The 22,446-nt window shown below is 31.9% G+C and carries 23 protein-coding genes; 5 read left to right on the plus strand and 18 right to left on the minus strand.

What is annotated here, in order from left to right; translation table 11 throughout:
• Nucleotides 1–2: 2 nt before the first annotated feature.
• From ABXT65_RS04375 to ABXT65_RS04450, 16 genes are all read right to left on the minus strand, one after another.
• Nucleotides 3–845: a fumarylacetoacetate hydrolase family protein gene (locus tag ABXT65_RS04375; RefSeq protein WP_415322506.1), complete on the minus strand. Its 843-nt coding sequence runs from the start codon at nucleotides 843–845 to the stop codon at nucleotides 3–5.
• Nucleotides 842–1,711, minus strand: coding sequence for an NAD(P)-dependent oxidoreductase (locus ABXT65_RS04380; RefSeq protein ID WP_415322508.1), 870 nt, complete (start codon nucleotides 1,709–1,711; stop codon nucleotides 842–844). Before ABXT65_RS04380 ends, ABXT65_RS04375 begins: the two co-directional genes overlap by 4 nt.
• A 60-nt stretch (nucleotides 1,712–1,771) precedes the next feature.
• On the minus strand, nucleotides 1,772–2,653 hold the full coding sequence (locus ABXT65_RS04385) for an SMP-30/gluconolactonase/LRE family protein (protein WP_415322509.1): 882 nt from the start codon (nucleotides 2,651–2,653) through the stop codon (nucleotides 1,772–1,774).
• A 1-nt stretch (nucleotide 2,654) separates the two neighbouring features.
• Nucleotides 2,655–3,497, minus strand: a complete 843-nt coding sequence (locus tag ABXT65_RS04390) for a fumarylacetoacetate hydrolase family protein (RefSeq protein ID WP_415322510.1) — start codon at nucleotides 3,495–3,497, stop codon at nucleotides 2,655–2,657.
• A gap of 21 nt (nucleotides 3,498–3,518) precedes the next feature.
• On the minus strand, nucleotides 3,519–4,262 hold the full coding sequence (locus ABXT65_RS04395; RefSeq protein WP_415322511.1) for an SDR family oxidoreductase: 744 nt from the start codon (nucleotides 4,260–4,262) through the stop codon (nucleotides 3,519–3,521).
• Nucleotides 4,263–4,274: 12 nt separating this feature from the next.
• Nucleotides 4,275–6,050 carry an IlvD/Edd family dehydratase gene (locus ABXT65_RS04400; protein WP_415322512.1) on the minus strand — a complete coding sequence of 592 codons (1,776 nt, stop codon included), beginning with the start codon at nucleotides 6,048–6,050 and terminating at the stop codon, nucleotides 4,275–4,277.
• Between the two features lie 13 nt (nucleotides 6,051–6,063).
• Nucleotides 6,064–6,825 carry an SDR family NAD(P)-dependent oxidoreductase gene (locus ABXT65_RS04405; RefSeq protein WP_415322513.1) on the minus strand — a complete coding sequence of 254 codons (762 nt, stop codon included), beginning with the start codon at nucleotides 6,823–6,825 and terminating at the stop codon, nucleotides 6,064–6,066.
• Nucleotide 6,826: 1 nt separating this feature from the next.
• Nucleotides 6,827–7,927, minus strand: coding sequence for an ABC transporter ATP-binding protein (locus tag ABXT65_RS04410; RefSeq protein ID WP_415322514.1), 1,101 nt, complete (start codon nucleotides 7,925–7,927; stop codon nucleotides 6,827–6,829).
• Between the two features lies 1 nt (nucleotide 7,928).
• Nucleotides 7,929–8,831 carry a carbohydrate ABC transporter permease gene (locus ABXT65_RS04415; protein ID WP_415322515.1) on the minus strand — a complete coding sequence of 301 codons (903 nt, stop codon included), beginning with the start codon at nucleotides 8,829–8,831 and terminating at the stop codon, nucleotides 7,929–7,931.
• Nucleotides 8,821–9,693 carry a carbohydrate ABC transporter permease gene (locus ABXT65_RS04420; protein WP_415322517.1) on the minus strand — a complete coding sequence of 291 codons (873 nt, stop codon included), beginning with the start codon at nucleotides 9,691–9,693 and terminating at the stop codon, nucleotides 8,821–8,823. Before ABXT65_RS04420 ends, ABXT65_RS04415 begins: the two co-directional genes overlap by 11 nt.
• Nucleotides 9,694–9,756: 63 nt before the next feature.
• Nucleotides 9,757–11,016 carry an ABC transporter substrate-binding protein gene (locus ABXT65_RS04425; RefSeq protein ID WP_415322519.1) on the minus strand — a complete coding sequence of 420 codons (1,260 nt, stop codon included), beginning with the start codon at nucleotides 11,014–11,016 and terminating at the stop codon, nucleotides 9,757–9,759.
• 204 nt (nucleotides 11,017–11,220) lie between these two features.
• The gene (locus ABXT65_RS04430) at nucleotides 11,221–12,123 is read right to left on the minus strand and encodes an ROK family protein (protein ID WP_415322521.1); all 903 of its coding nucleotides are present in this window, start codon (nucleotides 12,121–12,123) and stop codon (nucleotides 11,221–11,223) included.
• 2 nt (nucleotides 12,124–12,125) lie between these two features.
• Nucleotides 12,126–12,872, minus strand: coding sequence for an SDR family NAD(P)-dependent oxidoreductase (locus tag ABXT65_RS04435; protein ID WP_415322523.1), 747 nt, complete (start codon nucleotides 12,870–12,872; stop codon nucleotides 12,126–12,128).
• A gap of 3 nt (nucleotides 12,873–12,875) precedes the next feature.
• Complete coding sequence (locus ABXT65_RS04440; protein ID WP_415322525.1) at nucleotides 12,876–14,375, minus strand: tripartite tricarboxylate transporter permease; 1,500 nt, start codon at nucleotides 14,373–14,375, stop codon at nucleotides 12,876–12,878.
• Between the two features lies 1 nt (nucleotide 14,376).
• On the minus strand, nucleotides 14,377–14,886 hold the full coding sequence (locus ABXT65_RS04445; RefSeq protein ID WP_415322526.1) for a tripartite tricarboxylate transporter TctB family protein: 510 nt from the start codon (nucleotides 14,884–14,886) through the stop codon (nucleotides 14,377–14,379).
• A gap of 22 nt (nucleotides 14,887–14,908) precedes the next feature.
• Entirely contained in the window at nucleotides 14,909–15,880 is a 972-nt protein-coding gene (locus ABXT65_RS04450; protein WP_415322528.1) for a Bug family tripartite tricarboxylate transporter substrate binding protein, read from the minus strand.
• A 94-nt stretch (nucleotides 15,881–15,974) separates the two neighbouring features.
• Between ABXT65_RS04450 and ABXT65_RS04455 the strand changes: the two genes are divergently transcribed.
• Entirely contained in the window at nucleotides 15,975–16,973 is a 999-nt protein-coding gene (locus ABXT65_RS04455) for a 4-hydroxythreonine-4-phosphate dehydrogenase PdxA (protein WP_415322530.1), read from the plus strand.
• Nucleotides 16,966–18,141: an L-rhamnonate dehydratase gene (locus ABXT65_RS04460; protein WP_415322532.1), complete on the plus strand. Its 1,176-nt coding sequence runs from the start codon at nucleotides 16,966–16,968 to the stop codon at nucleotides 18,139–18,141. The genes ABXT65_RS04455 and ABXT65_RS04460 overlap by 8 nt, the downstream gene beginning before the upstream one ends.
• On the opposite strand, the gene ABXT65_RS04465 is transcribed toward ABXT65_RS04460, so the two are convergent.
• Nucleotides 18,142–19,584: an NAD-dependent succinate-semialdehyde dehydrogenase gene (locus ABXT65_RS04465; protein ID WP_415322534.1), complete on the minus strand. Its 1,443-nt coding sequence runs from the start codon at nucleotides 19,582–19,584 to the stop codon at nucleotides 18,142–18,144.
• Nucleotides 19,585–19,676: 92 nt separating this feature from the next.
• On the opposite strand from ABXT65_RS04465, the gene ABXT65_RS04470 reads away from it, so the two are divergent.
• Nucleotides 19,677–20,003 carry a GYD domain-containing protein gene (locus ABXT65_RS04470; protein WP_415322536.1) on the plus strand — a complete coding sequence of 109 codons (327 nt, stop codon included), beginning with the start codon at nucleotides 19,677–19,679 and terminating at the stop codon, nucleotides 20,001–20,003.
• Between the two features lie 34 nt (nucleotides 20,004–20,037).
• On the opposite strand, the gene ABXT65_RS04475 is transcribed toward ABXT65_RS04470, so the two are convergent.
• On the minus strand, nucleotides 20,038–20,871 hold the full coding sequence (locus ABXT65_RS04475; RefSeq protein ID WP_415322538.1) for a phytanoyl-CoA dioxygenase family protein: 834 nt from the start codon (nucleotides 20,869–20,871) through the stop codon (nucleotides 20,038–20,040).
• A gap of 35 nt (nucleotides 20,872–20,906) precedes the next feature.
• Between ABXT65_RS04475 and moaA the strand changes: the two genes are divergently transcribed.
• Both moaA and moaC read left to right on the plus strand, forming a co-directional pair.
• A complete protein-coding gene (gene moaA, locus ABXT65_RS04480; RefSeq protein WP_415322540.1) occupies nucleotides 20,907–21,899 on the plus strand; it encodes a GTP 3',8-cyclase MoaA in 993 nt (330 codons plus the stop codon).
• Nucleotides 21,900–22,445, plus strand: coding sequence for a cyclic pyranopterin monophosphate synthase MoaC (gene moaC, locus ABXT65_RS04485; protein ID WP_415322542.1), 546 nt, complete (start codon nucleotides 21,900–21,902; stop codon nucleotides 22,443–22,445).
• The last annotated feature ends 1 nt before the right edge of the window (nucleotide 22,446 follow it).

Genomic DNA, 22,446 nt, shown 5'->3' on the forward strand with positions numbered 1-22,446 from the left:
AATTACTCTGTAACTACTTTTATATTTTGACTTCCAAGATTATCAATTGCTAGCTCTATATTATCACCACCTTTTAAAAAAATTGGAGGATTCATTCCAAGACCTACTCCTGGAGGAGTGCCTGTGGTCACAATATCACCAGGCATTAACGTTATAAAACTTGTGATATGAGCTATTAGAAAATTAAAATTAAAAATCATTTGATTTGTATTTCCTGTTTGATGCCTATTTCCATTTACATCTAGAGTTAAATTTAAATTATTAACATCTTGAATTTCATCTTTTGTAACTAAATAAGGTCCTAATGGTCCAAAAGTATCCCCAGATTTACCTTTTACCCACTGTCCACCTTTCTCTTTTTGCCACTCACGCTCACTTATGTCGTTACAAATACAATAACCAAAAATATAATCTTGAGCATCTTTTTCTAATACTCTTTTAGCTTTTTTTCCAATAACAAAAGCAATTTCAACTTCATGATCTAATTTTTTAGACCCCTTTGGTATTATCACATTGTCATTTGGCCCAACTATACAGTGGACTGACTTATTAAATAGAACTGGGTTCTCGGGGGGGGTAGCACCCGTTTCTTTTGCGTGTTCAACATAATTTAAACCTATTGCAAAAAAATTACCTGGTTTAGTAATGCAAGATCCTATTCTGTCATTTTGATTTATCTCTTCCAAACTCTCCAAATCTATTTCTTTAATTTTATCTAGAGTTTCAAAAATAATACTTTCAGGATTTAGGTCTTTAATAACTGAAGATAAATTTCTATATTTTCCTTCTTTATCTAATGCTACAGGAATTTCTTGTCCTACTTTTCCAATTCTTAAAAATTTCATTTTTTATTTATTTTTTCAATTGCATTATATAAAGAGCTATGATCAGTATTACCATGTCCTTCTGCTACTAGATCTTTATACATTTCTTTAATTAAACTAGAAATGGGCAAATGAGTATCAACAGCTTTTCCAGCATTAATGATATTGGTCATATCTTTTAATTGCGTTGTAGTTTTTCCTTTTGGTGAGAAATCTTTACCAATCATTCTTTTTCCATGAGTTTGTAATATTTTACTATCAGCCCATCCTCCTGATAAGGCTTCAATCATTTTACTTGGATTAGTTCCAGATTTTTCGCATAAAGTAACTGCTTCTGCTACAGCTCCAATAGTAACACCTACAATTATTTGATTTGCTAGTTTTGAAATTTGACCAGATGTGACTGGGCCTACTAGTGTTGGGTTGCCTAATATTTTAAGAAGATCATAACATTCTTTAAATATTTTTTCATCACCACCCACCATGATAGCTAAAGAAGCCTCTTCTGCTCCAATTGTTCCTCCAGATACAGGTGCATCTAGATAATTAATATTCTTTTCTTTTAAAATCTCAGCATATTTTTTTGTAATAACGGGATTGACAGAACTCATATCAATTACTGTGGCACTTTCTTTAATGTTGGATATAAATTCATCACTACCCATTACTTTCTCTACCGCAGCATCATCTGTAAGCATTGCAATAACTACATCAGAATTTGTAACAACACTTTTGATAGATGTAGATATTTCTGCTCCAAATTCTTTTAATCTATCTGCTTTATCTTGGGATCTATTATAAGCTTTTAAATTATAGCCTGATTTAAGGAGGTTTTTTGCCATGGGAAACCCCATAAGACCAATTCCAATAAAACCAATATTCTTCATATAACTTATATATAACCTATACTATTTTCTTAACTACGCTTAATTGCTTTATAATTATTATTATATCTTAAAGGATTTTGGCTGAATTCCCTTAATATTTGTTTTTATCTTAAATAAAGAGCCTGAAAATTTATATTTTTTAATTTCATTTTTACTCATACCTTTTAAGGCAGTTGATACAAAAATATCATTATTATTCAATCCACCAAAAATACAATTTGTGATATTTTTTGCTGGTAAGTCAATTTTATGAATTTTTTTACCTTCTAAATTATAGACGGAAATACACGCTCCACCAAAATGACAAACCCAAATATTTTTTTTTGAGTCAATCGTCATTCCATCAGGTGAGCCATCTTTTTTAGAGAATTTTAAAAATTTTATTTTTTTAACTATTTTATATTTTTTATTTATTTTAATTTTATAAATTGTTTTACTACGACTATCAGTGTGTAAAAAATTTTCTGCATCTATAAAAGCCGGTCCATTTGTAATGTAATATTTTGTATCCACTTTATGAATATTAAGTTTTTTGTCTAAACAATATAAAGATCCATTTTTAATGGATCTCTCAGGGTTATCCATAGTTCCAAACCACAGTCTACCTTTAGGGTCTATCTTTCCATCATTTATTCTATTTAGAGGTATATCTTCTTCAATTGGAATAGATCTAATAGTTTCTTTATTTTTAAGATTAATAATTCTAAGCTCTGATTGTAAACCAAGTATAAAAATATCTTTTTTAATATGAGCAAGAAACCCAATTTCTTTATCTACTTTAATAATTTTTTTTTTATTAGTTTTTATATTTAAAATTAAAATTTTTTTTTTCTTAATATCAACAAAGTAAATTGAATTATGTGATGGCACCCATAGGGTACCTTCACCTAATATTGTTTTTGAATTCCATATAACTTTAGGCTCTGAAGTTATGATATTCAAATTATTCAGCTATGACTTTTGAGTTTTGTTCACCTAAATTATCAATCGATAATCTAATTGAGTCACCAGCTTTTAAAAACACTTGAGGTTTTTTTCCCATACCCACTCCTGGAGGTGTTCCAGTAGTAATAATATCACCCGCTTGCAAAGTCATAAAATTACTTAAATACGCAACTATGAAGAAAACATTAAAAATCATCTTATCTGTGTTCCCAGTTTGCATTCTTTGTGCATTAACATCTAAACTTAAATTAAGACTGTTAATGTCAGGGATTTCATTCTTAGTGACCAAATAAGGTCCAATCGGTCCATAGGTGTCATGTGATTTTCCTTTAACCCACTGTCCCATCTTTTTAAGTTGCCACTCTCTTTCACTTACATCGTTTACTAAACAATACCCAAGAATATGTCTTTCAGCTTCTTTTTCGCTAATATTTTTAGTGTCTTTTCCAATAATTATTCCCAATTCAACTTCCCAATCAAGTTCTTTTGAATCTTTTGAAATTTCAATATCATCATTTGGACCATTAATTGAGCTTGTTGCCTTCATGAATACAATGGGTTCTGATGGAGCATCCATACCTGACTCTGCAGCATGATCAGAATAATTCAAACCAATTGCTAAAAACTTTCCAGGTTTATTAATACAAGCACCTATTCTTTCAGAATTTGAAATTTCAGGTAAATTTTCTAAATCTACACTTTCCAATTTTTTAATAGTTTCAAAATTTACAGTATCTGAATTTAAATCAGTAATATGAGAGCTTAAATCTCTAATTTTTCCATTTTTATCTAATGCTGCTGGTTTTTCTTTTCCTTTAACACCTACTCTTAATAGCTTCATAGTTATCCTTTTTTTAATTTATTAAATTGAAATTCCACCATCAACAGAAATTGTGGTTCCTGTAGTAAATGTTGCATCGTCTCCAGCTAAATAAACTGCTACAGCTGCTATTTCTTCTGCTGTTCCCAATCTTCCCATTGGCTGTCTTGCTATAAAATCTTTCTTAGCTTGTACCGGGTCTGAGCTTTGATTAACTCTATCTTGCCAAGAAGGTGAAAATACTGTTCCGGGTGCAATAGAATTACATCTGATATTTTGTTTTACAAAATCTGCAGCTATTGATTTAGTTAAGCCAATTACTGCTCCTTTTGTAGTTCCATAAACAAATCTATTTGGAAATCCTTTAAGGCTTGAAGCACATGACGAAACATTAATTATACTTCCACCATTCTGCTTAACCATTAAAGGTAAAATTGCTTTACACATTTGATACATAGATTTGATATTCACATCAAAAGAAAAATCCCAATCTTTTTCTTTACAATCTAGAATAGTTCCATGGTGAACAAAGCCTACTGCGTTGAACAAAATATCAACTCTATCTATGCTTGTCATAAATTCCAAAATAGCATTATTGTCTGTTGAGTCTAAAGTGTGAACTTTAATTTTAGGATATTCTTTATTTAATTCAGCTAAAGTTTTATCATTTAAATCTGTTGCAGTTACATTTGCACCTTCATTATGAAATGCTACAGCAGTTGCTTTACCAATTCCCTGGCCTGCGGCTGTTACAATAATATTTTTACCTTCTAGTCTATTACTCATATTTTCCCTTTTTTAATGTGAATGCCTAGGCATCCCTTTTGTGTTTGTTATATCTAAATATAAAGATTCTGTTTCTAGGCATGCTCCTGTTTCTAACTGTCCTACCATTTTTCTTGAAATTTCCTGCCATGGTGTTTGATTTTTTAATACTGGGATCTTTGTGTTCTTTTTTCTCTCAACAATCTCTGTCTCTGATATTAATAAGTCTATCCTTCTATTATTAAGATCGATCTTAATTTTATCACCTGTTTGAACTATCAGTAAATCCCCACCAATAGCTGATTCTGGTGAAACATTCAGTATAGATGGACTTTCTGAGGTGCCACTTTGTCTACCGTCTCCTAATGTTGGAAGAGTATTAATACCCTTTTTTAACAATCTATCTGGTGGTTGCATATTCACTACTTCTGCAGAACCCGGATAACCAACTGGCCCACACCCTCTAATCATTAAGATTGAATTTTCATCTATGTTCAGTTTTTCATTGTTTATTCTTGCGTGATAATCTTCTGGACCTTCAAATATTACAGCATTTGCTTCGAATACATTTTTGTTTTTTGGATCTGATAAATATCTTTTTCTAAACTCTTCACTTATTACTGAAGTTTTCATAACAGCAGAACTAAAAAAATTACTTCTCATAACAATATAGCCTGCATTTTCGACTAATGGATTTGCAAATGATTTTATAACATCGGCGTCAACATCTATCTCAATTTTTAAATTTTCCTCTACCGTTTTTCCTGAAACTGTAAGTACACCTTTATGTAATTTGTTATTTTTTAATAGTTCTTGCATGATAGCTGGGACACCACCGGCTCTATAAAATCTTTCCATTAAATGTTCTCCTGCTGGCTGACAATTCACTAGTAGTGGAATATCATGACCTAGTGTTTGCCAATTTTCTATATCCAATTCTAAACCCATGTGTCTTGCTATCGCAGTAAGATGTGGAGGGCAGTTACTTGATGCACCAATAGCGCTTGCAACTAAGATTGCATTTTCAAATGCTTCTTTAGTCATAATTTTTGAAGGTGTTAAATCTTCGTGAACCATATCAACTATTCTTTTTCCTGTCTCAAATGAGATTTGTGATCTTTCTCTATATGGAGCGGGTATAACCGCACAACCTGTTAAAGACATTCCCAAAGCTTCTGCTATAGAATTCATTGATGAGGCAGTCCCCATTGTATTACAGTGACCTATACTTGGTGCTGATGCAGCAACCATATCCATAAATTCATCATAAGTAATTTCTCCTTTTGCATGAAGTTTTCTAGCTTCCCAAACAACCGTTCCAGATCCAACTTTTTTACCTTTATAATTTCCATCAAGCATTGGACCACCTGATAAAACTATAGCTGGAATATTTACAGTTGCTGCAGCCATCAATGCTGCTGGTGTAGTCTTATCACAACCCGTTGTCAGAATTACACCATCAATAGGATAGCCAAATAAAACTTCTACTAAAGATAAATAAGATAAATTTCTATCTAGTCCTGCTGTAGGTCGTTTTCCAGTTTCTTGAATTGGGTGCGTTGGAAATTCCATTGGAATACCTCCTGCTTGTCTAATTCCATCTTTAATTCTGCTGCTTAGTTCTAGAAAATGTCTGTTGCATGGTGATAGATCACTACCCGATTGTGCAATTCCAATTATAGGCTTTCCAGATTGCAGCTCTTCTCTAGTCATCCCATAGTTTAAATATCTCTCTAGATATAAAGCTGTCAGCGCTGGGTCAGCTGGATTATCAAACCATTGTTTGCTTCTTAATTTTTTTTTTTTCATATTTGTGAATTTATTATAACCAACCTTTATCGACTACATAATCTTGATTAGTACAACCTGATGACGCATCAGACCCAAAAAACAGAACAGCTTTTGCAATATCTGAAGGCATCAATTTGTGTTTTAAACACTGCTTTTTCATTATATCTGCCTCAGATTCGGGCGTTAACCACTTCTCAACCTGTCTTTCTGTCATTACCCAACCAGGAACTACTGAGTTTACTCTTATGTCAAATTCTCCTAAGTCGTTTGCAAAAGATCTTGTTAAACCTACAACACCAGATTTAGCAGCAGTATAAGCAGCCATTCCACCCTGTCCTATCATCCAAGAGACAGAACCAATATTTATAATAGATCCACCTTTATTTTGAATCATTCTTTTTTTAACTGATTGCACAGTAAAAAAATAATGCCTTAAATTAATATTCATTCTTTCATTCCAAAATTCTTCTGTTACTTCATCAATAGAATGCCTTTCATCATTGGCCGCGTTATTTACTAAAATATCAATTGCTCCATTATCACTAATAATTTTTGATATAGTGTTTTGTAAATCTTTTATATTTATTAAGTCACACTTTATAAAAGTTGGTACAGACAGATTTTTATTTTTGCATTTTGATACTAATTGATTTGATGCTTCTTCATTAATATCTACAAAAAATACCTGGGATCCTTGTTCACAAAAATGTTCAACGATAGAAGCGCCAATACCAGAACCTCCTCCAGTAACAAAAACTCTCTTATTTTTTAGATCATTATAAATAGCTGTCATTTTATATCCTTTTTTGTGAATCTTTATCAAATAAAGAAATTTGAGATGTATCAATATTTAATTTTAAATCTTTATTTATCTCTATATCAAAAGTAGATGCAAATTTACCAAGAACTTGTTGGCCAAAATAGTCAAAAGTTACGATTTGTTCATGGCCTGTGTATTCTAAAAGTTCTGACTTTAGATTAATTTCAAAACAATCAGGATTAATTTTTTCAAAATAAATATGCTCTGGTCTAATTCCTAAATAAGCTGATATTTCAGTACCATCAAATTTATTTTTAAAAGAGTAGTTCCCAACTGGTATTTTTACATTATTATTTGAACCACTAGGCATAAAAACAATATCATCATTGTCTTTGATCAATTTACCTTCAACCAAATTCATTGATGGAGATCCAATAAAATCTGCAACAAAAATACTTTCTGGCTTATTGTAAATATTTTTAGGAGTGTCACATTGTTGAATTAAACCATGATCCATGATTGCAATATTTGTACCTAAGCTCATTGCCTCTGTTTGATCATGGGTAACATAAACTATAGTTGTGCCAAGTTTTTGATGTAGTTTTTTAATTTCTCTTCTCATTTCAACTCTTAATTTTGCGTCAAGATTTGATAACGGTTCATCAAATAGAAAAATTTTAGGATCTCTTACTAATGCTCTACCCATCGCAACACGTTGACGTTGACCGCCAGATAATTGAGATGGTTTTCTGTCTAATAGTTGCGTTATTTGTAATAAATTAGAAACATCATCTAATGCTTTTGCTATTTTTTCTTTTGGAGTTTTTCTTTGCTCTAAACCAAATGTTACGTTCTTTCTAACAGTCATTGCTGGATAAAGAGCATAAGACTGGAACACTAAAGCAATATCTCTGTCACTTGGCTCCATATTATTCACAATATGATCATCTATTAAAATATCCCCACTATTAGAGGTTTCTAGTCCAGCTATAGTGTTTAATAATGTAGATTTTCCACAACCAGATGGTCCTAAGAGTACAAGAAATTCACCATGTTTAATATCTAGGTTAATGCCTTTTAAAACTTCCGTTTTTCCAAAATTTTTATTTATGTCATTAATTTTTAAAGTTGCCATATTATCCTTTCACTGATCCAGCTGTTAGTCCTTTGATAAAATAATTTCCAGCAAGAATATAAACTATTAATGTTGGAATTCCTGTAATAATTGCTGCTGCCATATCCACGTTGTATCTTTTGACAGCCGTTCCTGTTAAAACCAAATTATTAAGGGCAACTTGAATTGGTGCAGATTCACCGAATGAAAAAGTAGCACCAAATAAAAAATCATTCCATACTTGTGTAAATTGCCAAATAACAGTTACAACTATTATTGGTATAGAAATTGGTAAAATTATTTTAAAAAATATTTTAAAAAAACCAGCACCATCTATTCTTGCAGCTCTTACCATTTCATCTGAAATTGATACATAGTAATTTCTACAAAATAAAGTTGTAAAACAAATTCCATAAACAACATGAACTAGTATTAGTCCATTTATTGAATTTGAAATTCCAAGAATACCCAATGTTCTAGCCATCGGTAACAAAATTGCCTGGTATGGAATAAATGTGCCAAATAAAAATAATAGAAAAACATATGAATCTCCTTTGAATCTCCATTTTGTTAAAGCATAACCGTTAATAGCACCAAGTAAAGTTGATATAACAACAGCAGGAACTACTAGTTTTATTGAGTTCCAAAAATAAGGTTTAAGAAAAACATCACCACCTGTATAGCCTGTTCCATCCCAAGCTTGTTTCCAAGCATCAAATTTTAAAGAACTCGGCAATGAAAATAAGTTTCCCTGTCTAATTTCAGGCATTGTTTTAAATGATGTTACAATCATCACATATAACGGTGTTAAATAATAAATAACAAAAATACCTAATATAAAATATAAAATCCATCTATAGATTGTATTTTTTCTTTTAGAATCCGCTTCTAATTTATTTAGTTTTAAAGTTTCTTTATCTTGCATCTTCCCTCTTCAGTTCTGAATATAAATATGGCACAACAATTGCTGATACTGTTAAAAACATCATGATAGCACTTGCAGATGCTAAACCAACTTCACTTCTATGAAAGGCCATAGTTGTCATAAATACTGCTGGCATATCTGAGGAAATTCCTGGTCCACCTGAAGTTAGCGCTATGATCAAATCATAACTCTTAATTGATAAGTGAACCAAAATTACTATTGCACTCATAAAAACTGGCCGCATCATTGGAAGAATAATTTTACTGTAAATTGAAAATATTCCAGCACCATCAATTTTTGCTGCTTTAATAATTTCATCATCAACTGATCTTAGACCTGCTAAAAAAATTGCCATTATAAATCCAGATGATTGCCACACACCGGCTATTACTATTGTGTATATTGACATCTCAGGTGTCACCAACCAATCAAATTTAAAGGTCTCAAAACCCATATCGTGGGCAAATTTTTCAATGCCTAGTGTTGGATTTAGAACCCATTTCCAAGCAGTACCCGTTACAATAAATGATAAAGCCATAGGGTATAAATAAATTGTTCTCAAAAACCCTTCAGCTCTAATCTTTTGATCAAGTAAAATTGAAAGAAGAATTCCAATAGCAATGCATAGAATGATAAATAATACAGTGAATATAAGCAAATTTTCTACTGCTACGTGCCATCTTGGCATTTTCCACAGTCTGATATACTGGTCTATTCCCCAAAACTCATATCTTGGCAACATCTTCGACTTAGTAAAAGAGATGTATATCGTCCAAAAAATGAAACCATAGACAAACCATGACAAAATTCCAAGTGATGGAGTTAAAACTAATTTAGGTAAATTTTTTTTTAACCAAAACATATTTTGTAATTAAATCTGCGCTATCATTTTCATGACAGCGCAAATCTTAATTTACTTTTTTTATTAAAGTGAAGCCTTAACTGCAGCTGCTAATTTTTTTGCAGCGTCAGACGAAGACATTTTTGAGTTGAAATGCTCAGTAACCACATCTTGAATCGCACCTTTTTGTGCAAGTTTTAATGCCATACCGTGAGCAAAACTTGGTAGTAATCCACCTTTAGAAGCAGCAGTTTTTAAGTCTGCGTTTGATTTTTTAGCACACATATCAAACTCATCCATAGAAACGTCTAGTCTTGCAGGTATCGAACCTTTGTAGATGTTGAAAACTTTTTGGAAGTTTTTTCCCATCATTAAGCTAGCAAGTAGTTTTTGACCTTCAACCTTTTCTTTACCTTTTACCTTGAAGAAAATAAATGAGTCTACATTGTAAAGATATCCATTATCAGATGGAGTTGGTGCACAGATATAATCTTTTCCTGGCGCCTGGTTGTTAGCAGAAAACTCACCTTTTGCCCAGTCACCCATGATTTGAAAAGCAGCTTTGCCTTCCATTACCATACCAGTAGCTATGTTCCAGTCTCTTCCTGGGGAACCAGCATCTGTGTAACCCTTAAGCTTTCTCATTTGGTCAAATACTTTAGTCATAGTTGATCCACCTAAAGTAGCAGGATCTAATTCTACAAAAGCTTTTCTGTAAAAATCATTTCCACCAATACCAAGAGCTACAGCTTCAAATACTGTCGCATCTTGCCAAGGCTGACTACCATGAGCTAAAGGAATAATTCCTTTTGCTTGTAGCTTATCTGCTGCAGCATTAAACTCTGCCCAAGTAGAAGGCATTTTAATACCATTTGAATCTAAAACTTTTTTATTAGCCCAGATCCAGTCAATTCTGTGAATGTTTACTGGTGCAGCACAATATGCTTTGCCATCATCACATTTCATATGACTTGCAACTTGTTTACTTAAAAGATTGTCCCAACCTTCTTTTTGTGCAACAGCATCAATGTTGTAAGGTCCAACTACACCTTCTTCATCGTACTCTTGAATTGTAGGACCTTTAATTTGAGCCGCGGCTGGAGCATCGTTAGCAACTATTCTAGCTTTTAGTGTCTGCATTGCTGCATCTCCACCACCACCAGAAACAGGCATATCTAACCAAATTCCACCTTGTGTAGCAAAATCATCTTGTAGTACTTTTAGAGCTTTTGCTTCACCACCACCAGTCCACCAGTGCAATACCTCAGCTTTAGGCGCTGCAAATGAAACACTTGGAGTAAGAGCTAGAGCTATTAAAGCAACTAACAGTTTTTTCATTTTCATTTTATTCCCTCTCATTAGTTAATAGAATATTAATCGGTTTGATTAATTTTTAAAAAAGAACTCTATTAAAAAAAAAAATTTATTTAAACAGAAAAATGCTACGCACAACCTGAAATTGATTTTTACTTTTGTCTAAATAAGTGTTGTTGTATCTATGAAATTTTGAGTAAAAAAAATGAATAAACTATTTATAAGTGAATTAATTTAATAGTTAGATTTTCTTCCTAAACGAGCTGCACCACGAACTCCACTTGCGTCTCCATATTTAGGCTTTAAAAAAACACCTTCATATTCTTTTCCAATAACGTATTTCTTAGTTAAATTTTCTATCTCATCAAAAAAATCTATTTCGTTTGTTAACCCACCACCAAATATAAAAGCATCAGGGTCAAGTATATTAACAATAACTGCTAACGACATTGCAAGATTGACTTTAAACTCATCAATCATTTTTTCTGCATCTAATTCATGTCTTCTATTTAATTCGAAAATCTCTTTGGATTTTAAATTTTTTCCGTACTTTTTGTTAAATCTTTTAGCAAGACCCAGTCCTGACACAAAACTTTCAACTTCAGCTTCCCTCAAGCTCGTGGTATTAAGCATTTCTTTTTTTGCAGCCATGTAAGGTAATTGATTGTGACCCCATTCTCCTGCAACACCATTAGGTCCTGATACAATTTGCTTATCAATAGCTAATCCACCTCCAGCACCTGATCCTAAAATTATTCCATAAACAATTTTATAATGTTTGCCTGCTCCATCAATTGCTTCTGATAATGCAAAACAATTTCCATCATTTTCACAAAAAACTTCTCTGCTCAAAGCTTCTCGTAGGTCTTTTTGAAAAGGTTTTTTTTCAATCCAAACACAATTAGGTGCATTTTTAACCAATCCTGTCTGTGGTGAATGAACACCTGGATGACAAACACCTACTGGAAATATTTGATTGTATTTTTTTTCTAATTCCTCAACCACATCTTTAATTGTTTGAATTATTTTAGTATAGTTTTTTGGACAGTCTCTTCTACTTCTGTCAACTTCTTCACCATTATCTTTTAAAATGACACTTTCTATTTTTGTTGCTCCAACGTCAAATCCAATTTGCATAATTAATAAGTTGCCCTACCGCCACTTAAATCAAAAACGGCAGCTGTAGAAAAAGAATTTTCTTCTGCAGCTAACCAAGTAACTAATGATGCTAATTCATCAACTTTAGCAAATCTATTTCTTGGAATTTTAGAAAGCATATAATTTATATGTTCTTCAGTCATTTGATCAAAAATTCTAGTTTTAGCAGCGGCAGGTGTAACAGCATTAACAGCAATATTTTTATCTGCTAACTCTTTACCTAATGATTTTGTAAGCCCTATAACTCCTGCTTTTGCTGTACTGTATGCGCTAGCATTTGGGTTACCTTCCTTTCCTGCAATTGATGCAATATTTACTATTCTTCCATAATTATTCTTAATCATGTGTGGAGCTATTGCTTTACAGCAATAAAAAACTGAATTTAAATCTAAGTTCATTACTTTTAACCATTCATCATTCGGATAGTTCCAAACTTGTGTATTTTTACCTGCCATTCCAGCATTATTTATAAAGATATCTATATTTTTTTCTTTAGTGCTTAGCTCAATATTTTTTGTGATATCATCAAAGTTAGTGACATCCACTTTTTGATAGCTGCATTTTTCTGATGTAAGTTTTTTTAAAGCTTCATCAATAGCTTTTTGGTCAATATCCCAAATTATAACTTCAGCACCCGACTCTAGAAACCTTTTTGTAATAGCATAGCCAAAACCCTGTGCTCCACCAGTTACTATTGCTCTTCTGCCTTTTAAATTATAATTATTCATATGTTAACCTTCTATTTTAATTTTTTTTAATTTAGTTTTTTTAGTTTTTTTCTTAAATAAGGGAAAAAGTAAAGCAATTATTGCTAAAGTAAAAAATGTTAACGCTATCGGTCTTGTTAAAAACATTAACCAATTACCATCAAATATTACTAAAGATTGTCTTAACGTCCCTTCAACTAGCTCGCCTAAAATCAATCCTATAATAACTGGCACTACAGAAAACCCATATCTTCTCATAAAAAAACCAACCACACCAAAGAATAACATTATCCAAACATCTGTAATAGATTGGCTTAAAGAGTAGGTTCCACAAACCGAAAGTGCAAAAATCATTGGCCACAAAATCTTATTAGGTACCAAGGTAATTCTAGCAAAAAGTTTAGCTCCAAAAAAACCAAAAATAAAAAATAATATGTTTGCAATCAGCATTGACCCAAAAATTCCATATAAAAATTCTGGTTGTTCTCTAAATAAATCTGGGCCTGGTCTTACTCCGTGAATTATTAAACCAGTTAAAATTACTGCCGTTGTTGCACTGCCAGGTATTCCTAGTGCCAATGTTGGCACCATTGCCCCACCTGTTGCAGCATTATTTGCAGCTTCTGCTCCAGCTATTCCTTCTATAGATCCTTTTCCAAATTCTTCTGGATTTTTTGACCAACGTTTAGCTTCTGAATATCCAATTAAAGAAGCAACCGTTCCTCCTTCAGCAGGAAGCACGCCAATGAACGAGCCTATTCCTGAAGATCTAAGTATTGTTTTCCAAGTTAGTTTGTAATCTTTTAAAGAAGGTAACTTTACAGCTTTCAATGCAACTCTTTTAAATACTTGGTCTAGCATTGTTGATTGGGTTAACATTTCACTAATTGCAAATAATCCAACCACTACAGGAATAAAACCTATTCCTTCTGATAATTCATTTATACCGTAAGTAAATCTGTCTATTGAAGTCATAAAATCTTTTCCAACAGTCGAAATTAAAACACCAAATGCTGCTGCAATCAAATTTTTAACCGGGCTACCCTCACCAATTGATGCAAGCATGGTTAATCCAAATATTGCTAAAGCAAAATATTCTGGTTGACCAAATTCATAAGCAAGTTTTGCCAATAAAGGTGCAAAAAAAACTAGAATAATAACACTAAAAATCCCACCTATTGTGCTAGAAACCGTTGCCATACCTAAAGCTCTTCCAGCCTCTCCTTTTTGTGCTAATGGATATCCATCAAGACATGTTGCAGCGGCGGCGGGTGTTCCAGGTGTATTAATCAATATTGCTGTAATAGCACCACCATATGTTCCTGCACAATAAATTGCTGTCAAAAGTACGATTGCTGAAAGCGGATCGAGTGTCATTGTAAAAGGTAAAATTAATGCTCCACCAGTTGTAGGACCCAGTCCAGGCAACACACCCAAAATTAATCCAAATAAAGTTCCAAAAAATAAAACCAATAATAGCTTAGAGCTAAATAAAGGAGCCATCATATAAGATAAATTTTCCATATTAATTATAATAAATATTAGTGATTATTCCTGGTGGAAATCTTAAACCTAAAAATGTTTCAAAGAAAATAAATACAATTATTGGGAACAGTATACTGACCATTAAAAGGTAAATAATTCTTTTTTCTCCCCAATAATAAGAAACTAAAGCTGAAAAAACTGAAATAGCTAAGAAAAAATCTAATGTTTTTGCAATAACCAAAAACAAAACAAAAGCTATCAATGTAATAAAAAATGACTTGGGTAATTTGCTCTCTTTTTTCCAAGGTGTTTTAATTGATAAATAAAAAATAATTGATGTTAAAAAAATTATTAAGACCAATAATGCTTTAGGAAATGTAGCAGGCTGAATACCTCTATTTAAAATTGGTGGAACTGCATCAAATGTGAATGTTGTTATTAATAAAATTAATGAAATTAATATTATTATAAAAGATACTTTAAAAGAACTTTTAAAAAAAAAGGGCAAACTACTTTTGTTTGCCCTTTTTTTCTTTAGTACATTATTCATATAAAAAATGTACCGTTTTTAATTACTTAAGGTAACCTAAAGCTTTTAGCTGAGCAGTCATTTCTTTAAGCATTTCTTCCATTTGCTTACCCCACTCATCAGCACCAACTACACTAGTGTCATCAAGACCAATTTCAGTTAAGAAATTTTTGTAATAGTTATGTCCCATAGCTTTCATCATTCCAGCTTCAAGCTCTTTAACTCTTGCAGCAGGAGCACCTTTTTTAGTTACAAATCCTCTAACAGTAGATAAAGAGACTGGGATACCCAATTCTTTAGCTGTTGGAGAATCTCCAATTTTAGCCATTCTTTCGTTTGCAAGAACTACAGTAACACACAATGTTCCTTCATTGATCTCTGTTAATGCTTCACCTAAATTTAAAACACCCACATCAATATCTCCTTTGATTAAGTTTGTTTTAATTGGCGCAACACCTTTATATGCAACGATAGTAGGATCTTTTAATCCACCTTTTTTTGTAAAAGCAATTGCACTTACATCATCAATTCCACCTGTATGAGTTGTTCCATATTTAAGTGATTTTGATTTTTGAACACTAATAAATTTTTTAGCATCCTTAATGTCAGCTTTACAGTTAACAACAAATAACTGAGGATCATCAGTTCCTCTAGCTAAAGGCTGCATGTCACTTAATTTAACTTTTGTTTTACCTAGCGCCATAGAAACAGCGTGACCAGTAGTCCAAGTTAACGTGTGATTTCCATCAGCAGGTAATGACATCATGTAATCCATAGATACAGCTCCACCGCCACCTTTTTTGTTAACTAACTGCATATCTTGTTTAAGAACTCTTCTTGCTCTTAAAAGCATCATTCTAGTAGTTACATCAGTACCACCACCAAAACCTGCATGGGTAATTGCTTGAATAGCACCATCAGCTTTAGCCGATGTAGTTACCAAAGGTAATGCAATCACAAAAAATTCAGTCACTACAAAAGCAGCAACTAAAAAAGCTTTTAATGTTTTTTTCATTATTTTCCTCTCATTTGTTATTATATAATATTTGTAATATAAATATTACTTATTCAAAAAACTACCGTAAAAAAATATTTAAGTACAATAAATAATGTCAACAAATAAAAAAAGAATTGCTTTACTATTAGGTGATCCATCAGGTATAGGACCTGAGCTGATTTCAAAATTATTATCTGAAGAGATTATAAATAAAGCAAATATCGTTGTTATAGGTGAAAAAAATATTCTTGAAGAAGGAAATAAAATTTCAGGAAAATCACAAAATTTAAAAGTTGTAGAAAACTTTGATCAAATTAATTTTGAAAGTGGAGATAAATTTTTCCTAAATATTTCTAATGGTAAAAATCATAACTATAAATTATCTGAATGCTCAAAAGAATCAGGTGAGAGTGTTTTGGATGCTTTAAATTTAGCATTAGATTTAGCAAAAGAAAATAAAATTGATGCAATTAACTTTGGTCCCTTTAATAAAACAAGTTTAAAACTGGGAGGTAACAAGTTTTCTGATGAACTTCATTTAATGGCTGAAAAATTGGAAGTAAAAAATTTTTTTTGTGAATTTAATGTTGTGGACAATTTTTGGACTGCTCGGGTTACTTCTCACATACCCATTAGCGAAGTTCCTTCACATATTAAAAAAGAAAAAATTATTAAACCAATTAAATTAATTAACGAAGCAATGAAACGTAATGGTATAAAAAATCCTAGAGTTGCTGTTCAGGCTCTTAACCCCCATGCAGAATTTGGAACAGAAGAAAAAGATGAAATTATTCCAGCTATTGAACTGGCTAAAAGTTTGGGTATTAATGCTGATGGCCCACTACCCTGTGACACGTCTTTTATTACTGCTTTTAAAAATAAAAAACATGACTGTATTGTTGGTATGTATCATGATGCACTACAATCTGGTTTAAAAGCATTTGGCTTTGATAGGGGTGTTACTGTTCAAGGTGGTTTGCCAGTTCCAATAACAACTCCAGCACATGGAACTGCCTTTGATATTGCTGGAAAAAATGAGGCTAATTTAGAACCTACTTTAAATTCTTTTAAAATTGCATTAACAATGGCTGAAAATAAATCTAATGACTAAAATTAAAAATATCAAAACTACTGTTTATCAATGGAAAGGTAAAACTGTTCCTCCTCAAAAAAACTTTTGTACGAATGCTTCTGATGTACTTTATGAAAAATCAGATGCAATGGGCTCTTTTAGATTTCATGAATGGTTGGTTTGCGAGATTGAGACAGATGATGGGGTTATCGGAATTGGTAACGCAGCTTTGGCACCTCAAGTTACAAAAAAAACTATCGATGTATATTTAAAGCCATTGGTCATTGGTGAAGACCCTTTTGATTATGCTTACATTTGGGAAAAAATGTATAGAAGAACTTTAGCTTGGGGAAGAAAAGGTGTTGGTATGACGGCAATTTCAGCAATTGATATTGCTATTTGGGATATTATTGGAAAAATAACAAAAAAACCTGTCTTCAAATTATTGGGTGGAAGAACAAAAGAGAAAATTCCTGTTTATGCATCTAAACTTTACAGTCAGCCACTAAATGAGCTTCAAAAAGAAGCTGAACTTTATAAAAGTCAAGGTTTCAATATGTATAAAATGAGATTTGGGTGGGGACCACAAGATGGTCCTGAGGGAATGAAAAATAATATTCAATTAGTTGAAGCTGTAAGAGAAGTTATAGGAGAAGATGCAGATTTAATGCTTGAATGCTACATGGGTTGGAATTTAGATTATTCTAAAAGAATGATGCCAAAGTTAATGAAGTTTAATCCTAGATGGTTAGAAGAACCTGTAATAGCTGATGACATTCATGGGTACGCTGAACTTAATAATATGAATATGATTCCTATTTCTGGTGGTGAACATGAGTTTAGTTTGTTTGGTTTTAAACAATTGTTAGATTTAAAGGCAATAAGCTATATCCAATATGATACCAATAGAGTTGGTGGCATAACTGCTGCTCAAAAAATTAATGCTTTAGCTGAAGCCTATCAAGTTCCAGTCGTTCCACACGCAGGCCAAATGCATAACTATCATTTAACAATGGCAAATGTAAATTGTCCTATTTCAGAATACTTCCCAGTGCATGATGTAGAAATTGGCAATGAACTATTTTATTATATCTTTGAGGGTGACCCCACTCCAAAAAATGGTTTTATAGATTTAAAAGATGACTTGCCTGGATTAGGCCTGACACTTACTGATAAATATAAATCAGACTTTACAATAATAGAATAATTAACCTTTGATACCCATGTGTGTGTATTTAACATTGAGGTAATCTTTTATAGCCATTGACCCACCTTCTCTTCCATATCCACTCTGTTTTATTCCACCAAATGGTGCCTCAGCAATTGCAACTGCTCCAGTATTAACTGCTACAGATCCTGTTTCTAATTTTTCTGATGCAAGATGTGCTGTTTCCATAGAATTAGTACAAACATAACTACATAAACCAAGATCATTATCATTGGCTCTTTCAATAACTTCATCAAAAGATTTAAATGATAGTATTGGAACTAATGGTCCAAATGGTTCTTGTTTCATAATGGTATAATCATCTTTTACATCATCAAAAACTGTTGGCTCATAATAAAAACCTTTATTAAAGCCCGCTGGTCTTTTTCCACCTAATAAAACTTTAGCACCTTCTTGTTTAGTTTTTTCAACTAATTCCTCAACTTCATTTAATCTTTTTTGAGTTGTTAATGGACCTAATTGAGTATCTGGATCCATTCCATTTCCAATTTTTAACTTTTTTGTTTTTTCTATAAATAAATTTATGAATTCTTCTTTTTTTGATTCATGAATGTAAAATCTATTAGGAGAAATACAAACTTGTCCATTATTTCTAAATTTTGCAGCAATAGCCATATCGGTTGCTTTTTTAACATTAGCATCATCAAAAACTATAAAAGGAGAATGACCACTTAATTCCATTGTTACTCTTTGAACTTTATCAGCAGCTTGTTTTAAAATTAGTTTTCCAACCCTTAAAGATCCAGTAATCGAAATTTTTTTAACTATATCTGATTGAATTAATTGAGAAGCTATACTTGGTGGATCACCTGATAAAAGATTAACAGCTCCTGGTGGAACCCCACATTCTCTACAAATATCAACTAACTCCATCACTACACCAGGTGTAATTGTGTCAGGCTTGATAATTACCGAACAACCTGCAGCAAGTGCAGTTGATATCTTTCTAGCTGCTAAAATAAGTGGAAAGTTCCAAGGTGATAACGCTGCTACAACTCCAACTGGTTGATAATAAACGTGTACTCTTGTGTCTTCAAATCTACTTTCAATAGTTTGACCAAAAATTCTTTTTGTCTCTTCAGCATTCCATTCAAAAATATCTGCTGCTCCATTTGTTTCACCAGCACCTTCTGCTAAAGGTTTTCCATTTTCTAAAGCCATCCATTTAGCTAGTACATCTTTTTTCTCTCGAAGCTTATCTGCTATACGTCTAAGAATATAAGATCTTTCCCATGGTGTTATTTTTTTCCAAACTTTTAATCCTTTTTCAGCAGATTTTAATGCTTTATCAACATCTGCAGGTGTAGCTTTCGATGCGTGACCTAAAACTTCTTCCGTAGCTGGATTGATAACTTCATAAGTTTCCTTACTAGAAGAGGGTGACCAATTGCCATCGATAAATTGTCCAAATTTTTCGTACATAATTTGCTAAACCTTGTGTTGATTTTAAAAAATAATTGTTCAAATCTTTAACAAATATGATTAAATCTTACAAATTAATAAAGGAGAAACTTATGAAAAAATATATTGTAATGGGTAATTATACAGCAAAGGCCTTCCAAGGTTTTATGAAAAACCCTAAGCAAGATAGATCAACTGCTGTAAAAGCATTAACTGAAGCAGTAGGTGGAACTTTTGAATCTTTTTATATTACGAGAGGTCCTTATGATTTCGTTGCAGTCACTTCAGGAGACATGCCTTATGAAAATTTTGCTGGTATAAAATTAGCTGTGGAAGCTAGTGGAACAGTAGAAAATATGGTTATTCTTGAAGAGATGGATATGAACAAAACAGCTGAGCTTGCCGCTAAAGCTATGGCTAGCTATAAGCCTGCTGGTTAATTATTATATTAACTTCCAGTTAAAAAGCTGGAAGTTAGCTAGTTTCAAATAAAGTTGGAAACATTTTACCAGATAAATCATCACCATTTTTATAACCATTATTTTCCATGATAGCTCTTTCTTCTCTAGCCCAATTTCCTCTATAAATAATTTTAGAGTTTTCTTTTGCCATTCTTAATGTGTATCTATGAACATCTTTTTTAGGTGTAACAGTATTTAATCCTCCGTGTAGTGTTCTAATATCAAAATAAATACAGTCACCAACTTCCAAATCCCATTGTAAAAATTCATAATCATTTTTATTTTTTAATATATTAGGAGTTAATTCATATTTTTTTCCATTAACAACACCAACATTGCCATCAACTTCATGGCCATCATTAAATCTTGTTCTTAAAAATAGCTTATCCCATAAATGTGAACCTTTAACCCAAGCAATACCATCTTCTTTTTTAACTGACTCAAGCGGTATCCACAATACACACATAGATCCTTCAAAATCGAAATATGATATATCATGATGAAAAGGTGGTGATGACTTTGATCCTGCTTCCCTAAAAAACCAATTATCCATCACTAAATTAATTTTTTGGGCTTCTAAAAGTTCTGCTGCAATTTTGGGTGTTGGTGAATTAAATACAAAATCTTTAAATTCCTCATGTAAATTCCAAGTCCAAAAATCTTCATAATATCCTGGTAGTTTTTGGTCTTTTGTGTGGTTTACAAATCTTGGACTAGGACTTTCTTTACCTTTTTTAATTCCTTTTTTTAACTTTTCAATCCATGCGTTATCAAATTTGCCTTTAATTAAGACCGCACCATCTTTTTTAAATATATCTACTTCTGCTTTGGTAATAATTTTGCTCATATATTGTTATTATAATATAATGTAATAAAAATAAGATGAAAACATTAAGTGATACTTTTGGAAGAAAATTCCCCTACATAAGATTATCAATTACAGATGTATGTAATTACAGTTGTACCTATTGTTTGCCACAAGGATATAAAAAGACACCTGGAGACACGAGAAGTTTTATGTCTGCTCAAGAAATATCCAGATTAACAAAAGCATTGTCTGAATTGGGTGTTTGTAAAATTAGATTAACCGGTGGAGAACCAACGGTTAGAAAAGATTTTTTTGATATCCTTAAAGATATGAAGCAAAATTCAAATATTCCCAAAGTAACAATGACGACTAACGGTTATCGTTTGAACAAAATTGCAGAGCAATTATGTGAAGCTGGTTTAGATGGAATAAATATTAGTATAGACAGTTTAAATAGAGAAACTTTTAAAAAACTAACAGGTCATGACAGGCTTGATGAAATTTTAGAAGGTATAAAGACTTTACAAAAATTAAATTTCAAAAATATAAAAATTAATGCCGTTTTACTTAAGGGTATTAATGATACCCATGATGAGTTTAAAAAATTTGGAAATTTCATAAAAAATAACAATATTGATTTTAGATTTATAGAATTAATGCAAACTGGTGATAATTTAGAGTATTTTAAAAAAAATCATGTTTCCTCTAAAATATTCAAAGATTTTTTAGAAAAAAATAACTGGATCTCTCAAACTTATGGGAAAGATGCAGGCCCTTCATTAAATTTTATACATTCAGAGTTTAAGGGGAAATTTGGATTAATTGCTCCTTACACTAAAGATTTTTGCCAAACATGTAATAGATTGAGAGTTACCTCTAGAGGTGATTTAAGATTATGTTTGTTTGGTAATACTGGAATTAGCATTAGACATTTATTAAAAGACGATGTTCAAAAAGATGAACTTGTGGATCTTATCATAAAACAATTGCACCTTAAAAAAGAGTCACATTATTTAGAGCTTGGAGATACTGGAATTACTCCAAATTTATCAAGTACTGGAGGATAAATGGAAAACTTAAAAGTGATAAATGAAGGAAAATTAAAAGATTGGGCTAAGGAAATTTTTAAAAAAAACTCATTTAATATGATTGACGTTTCTTCAAAAAAAGAAACATTTAGAAGAGCATTGGCTTCTGGTAAAATTTATGTAGGGAAAGAAGTTTTTAACCTAATTAAAAATAAAGAAATGCCTAAAGGTGATCCAATCACTTTAGCTGAGGTATCAGCAGTCTTAGGTGTTAAAAAAACTAGTGAATTGATTCCACTATGCCACCCACTTCCAATAGATCATACAGCAACTAAAATTATCATGCATGATGAAGATGCTTCATTAGAGGTTTTTTGTGTTGTGTCTGCTGTTGCAAAAACTGGGGTAGAAATGGAAGCTATTATGGGTGTTAATACTGCACTAATAACTATTTATGATCTAAGTAAAATTGTAAATCCACATCTTAGAATTGATAATGTTAAATTACTAATTAAAGAAGGTGGAAAAAGTGGTTTATGGACTAATCCTGATGGCTTACCAGAATTTTTAAAAGATATTTTTTAAA

It is taken from the genome of Candidatus Pelagibacter sp. Uisw_127 (assembly GCF_047722515.1).
Taxonomy (GTDB): Bacteria; Pseudomonadota; Alphaproteobacteria; order Pelagibacterales; family Pelagibacteraceae; genus Pelagibacter.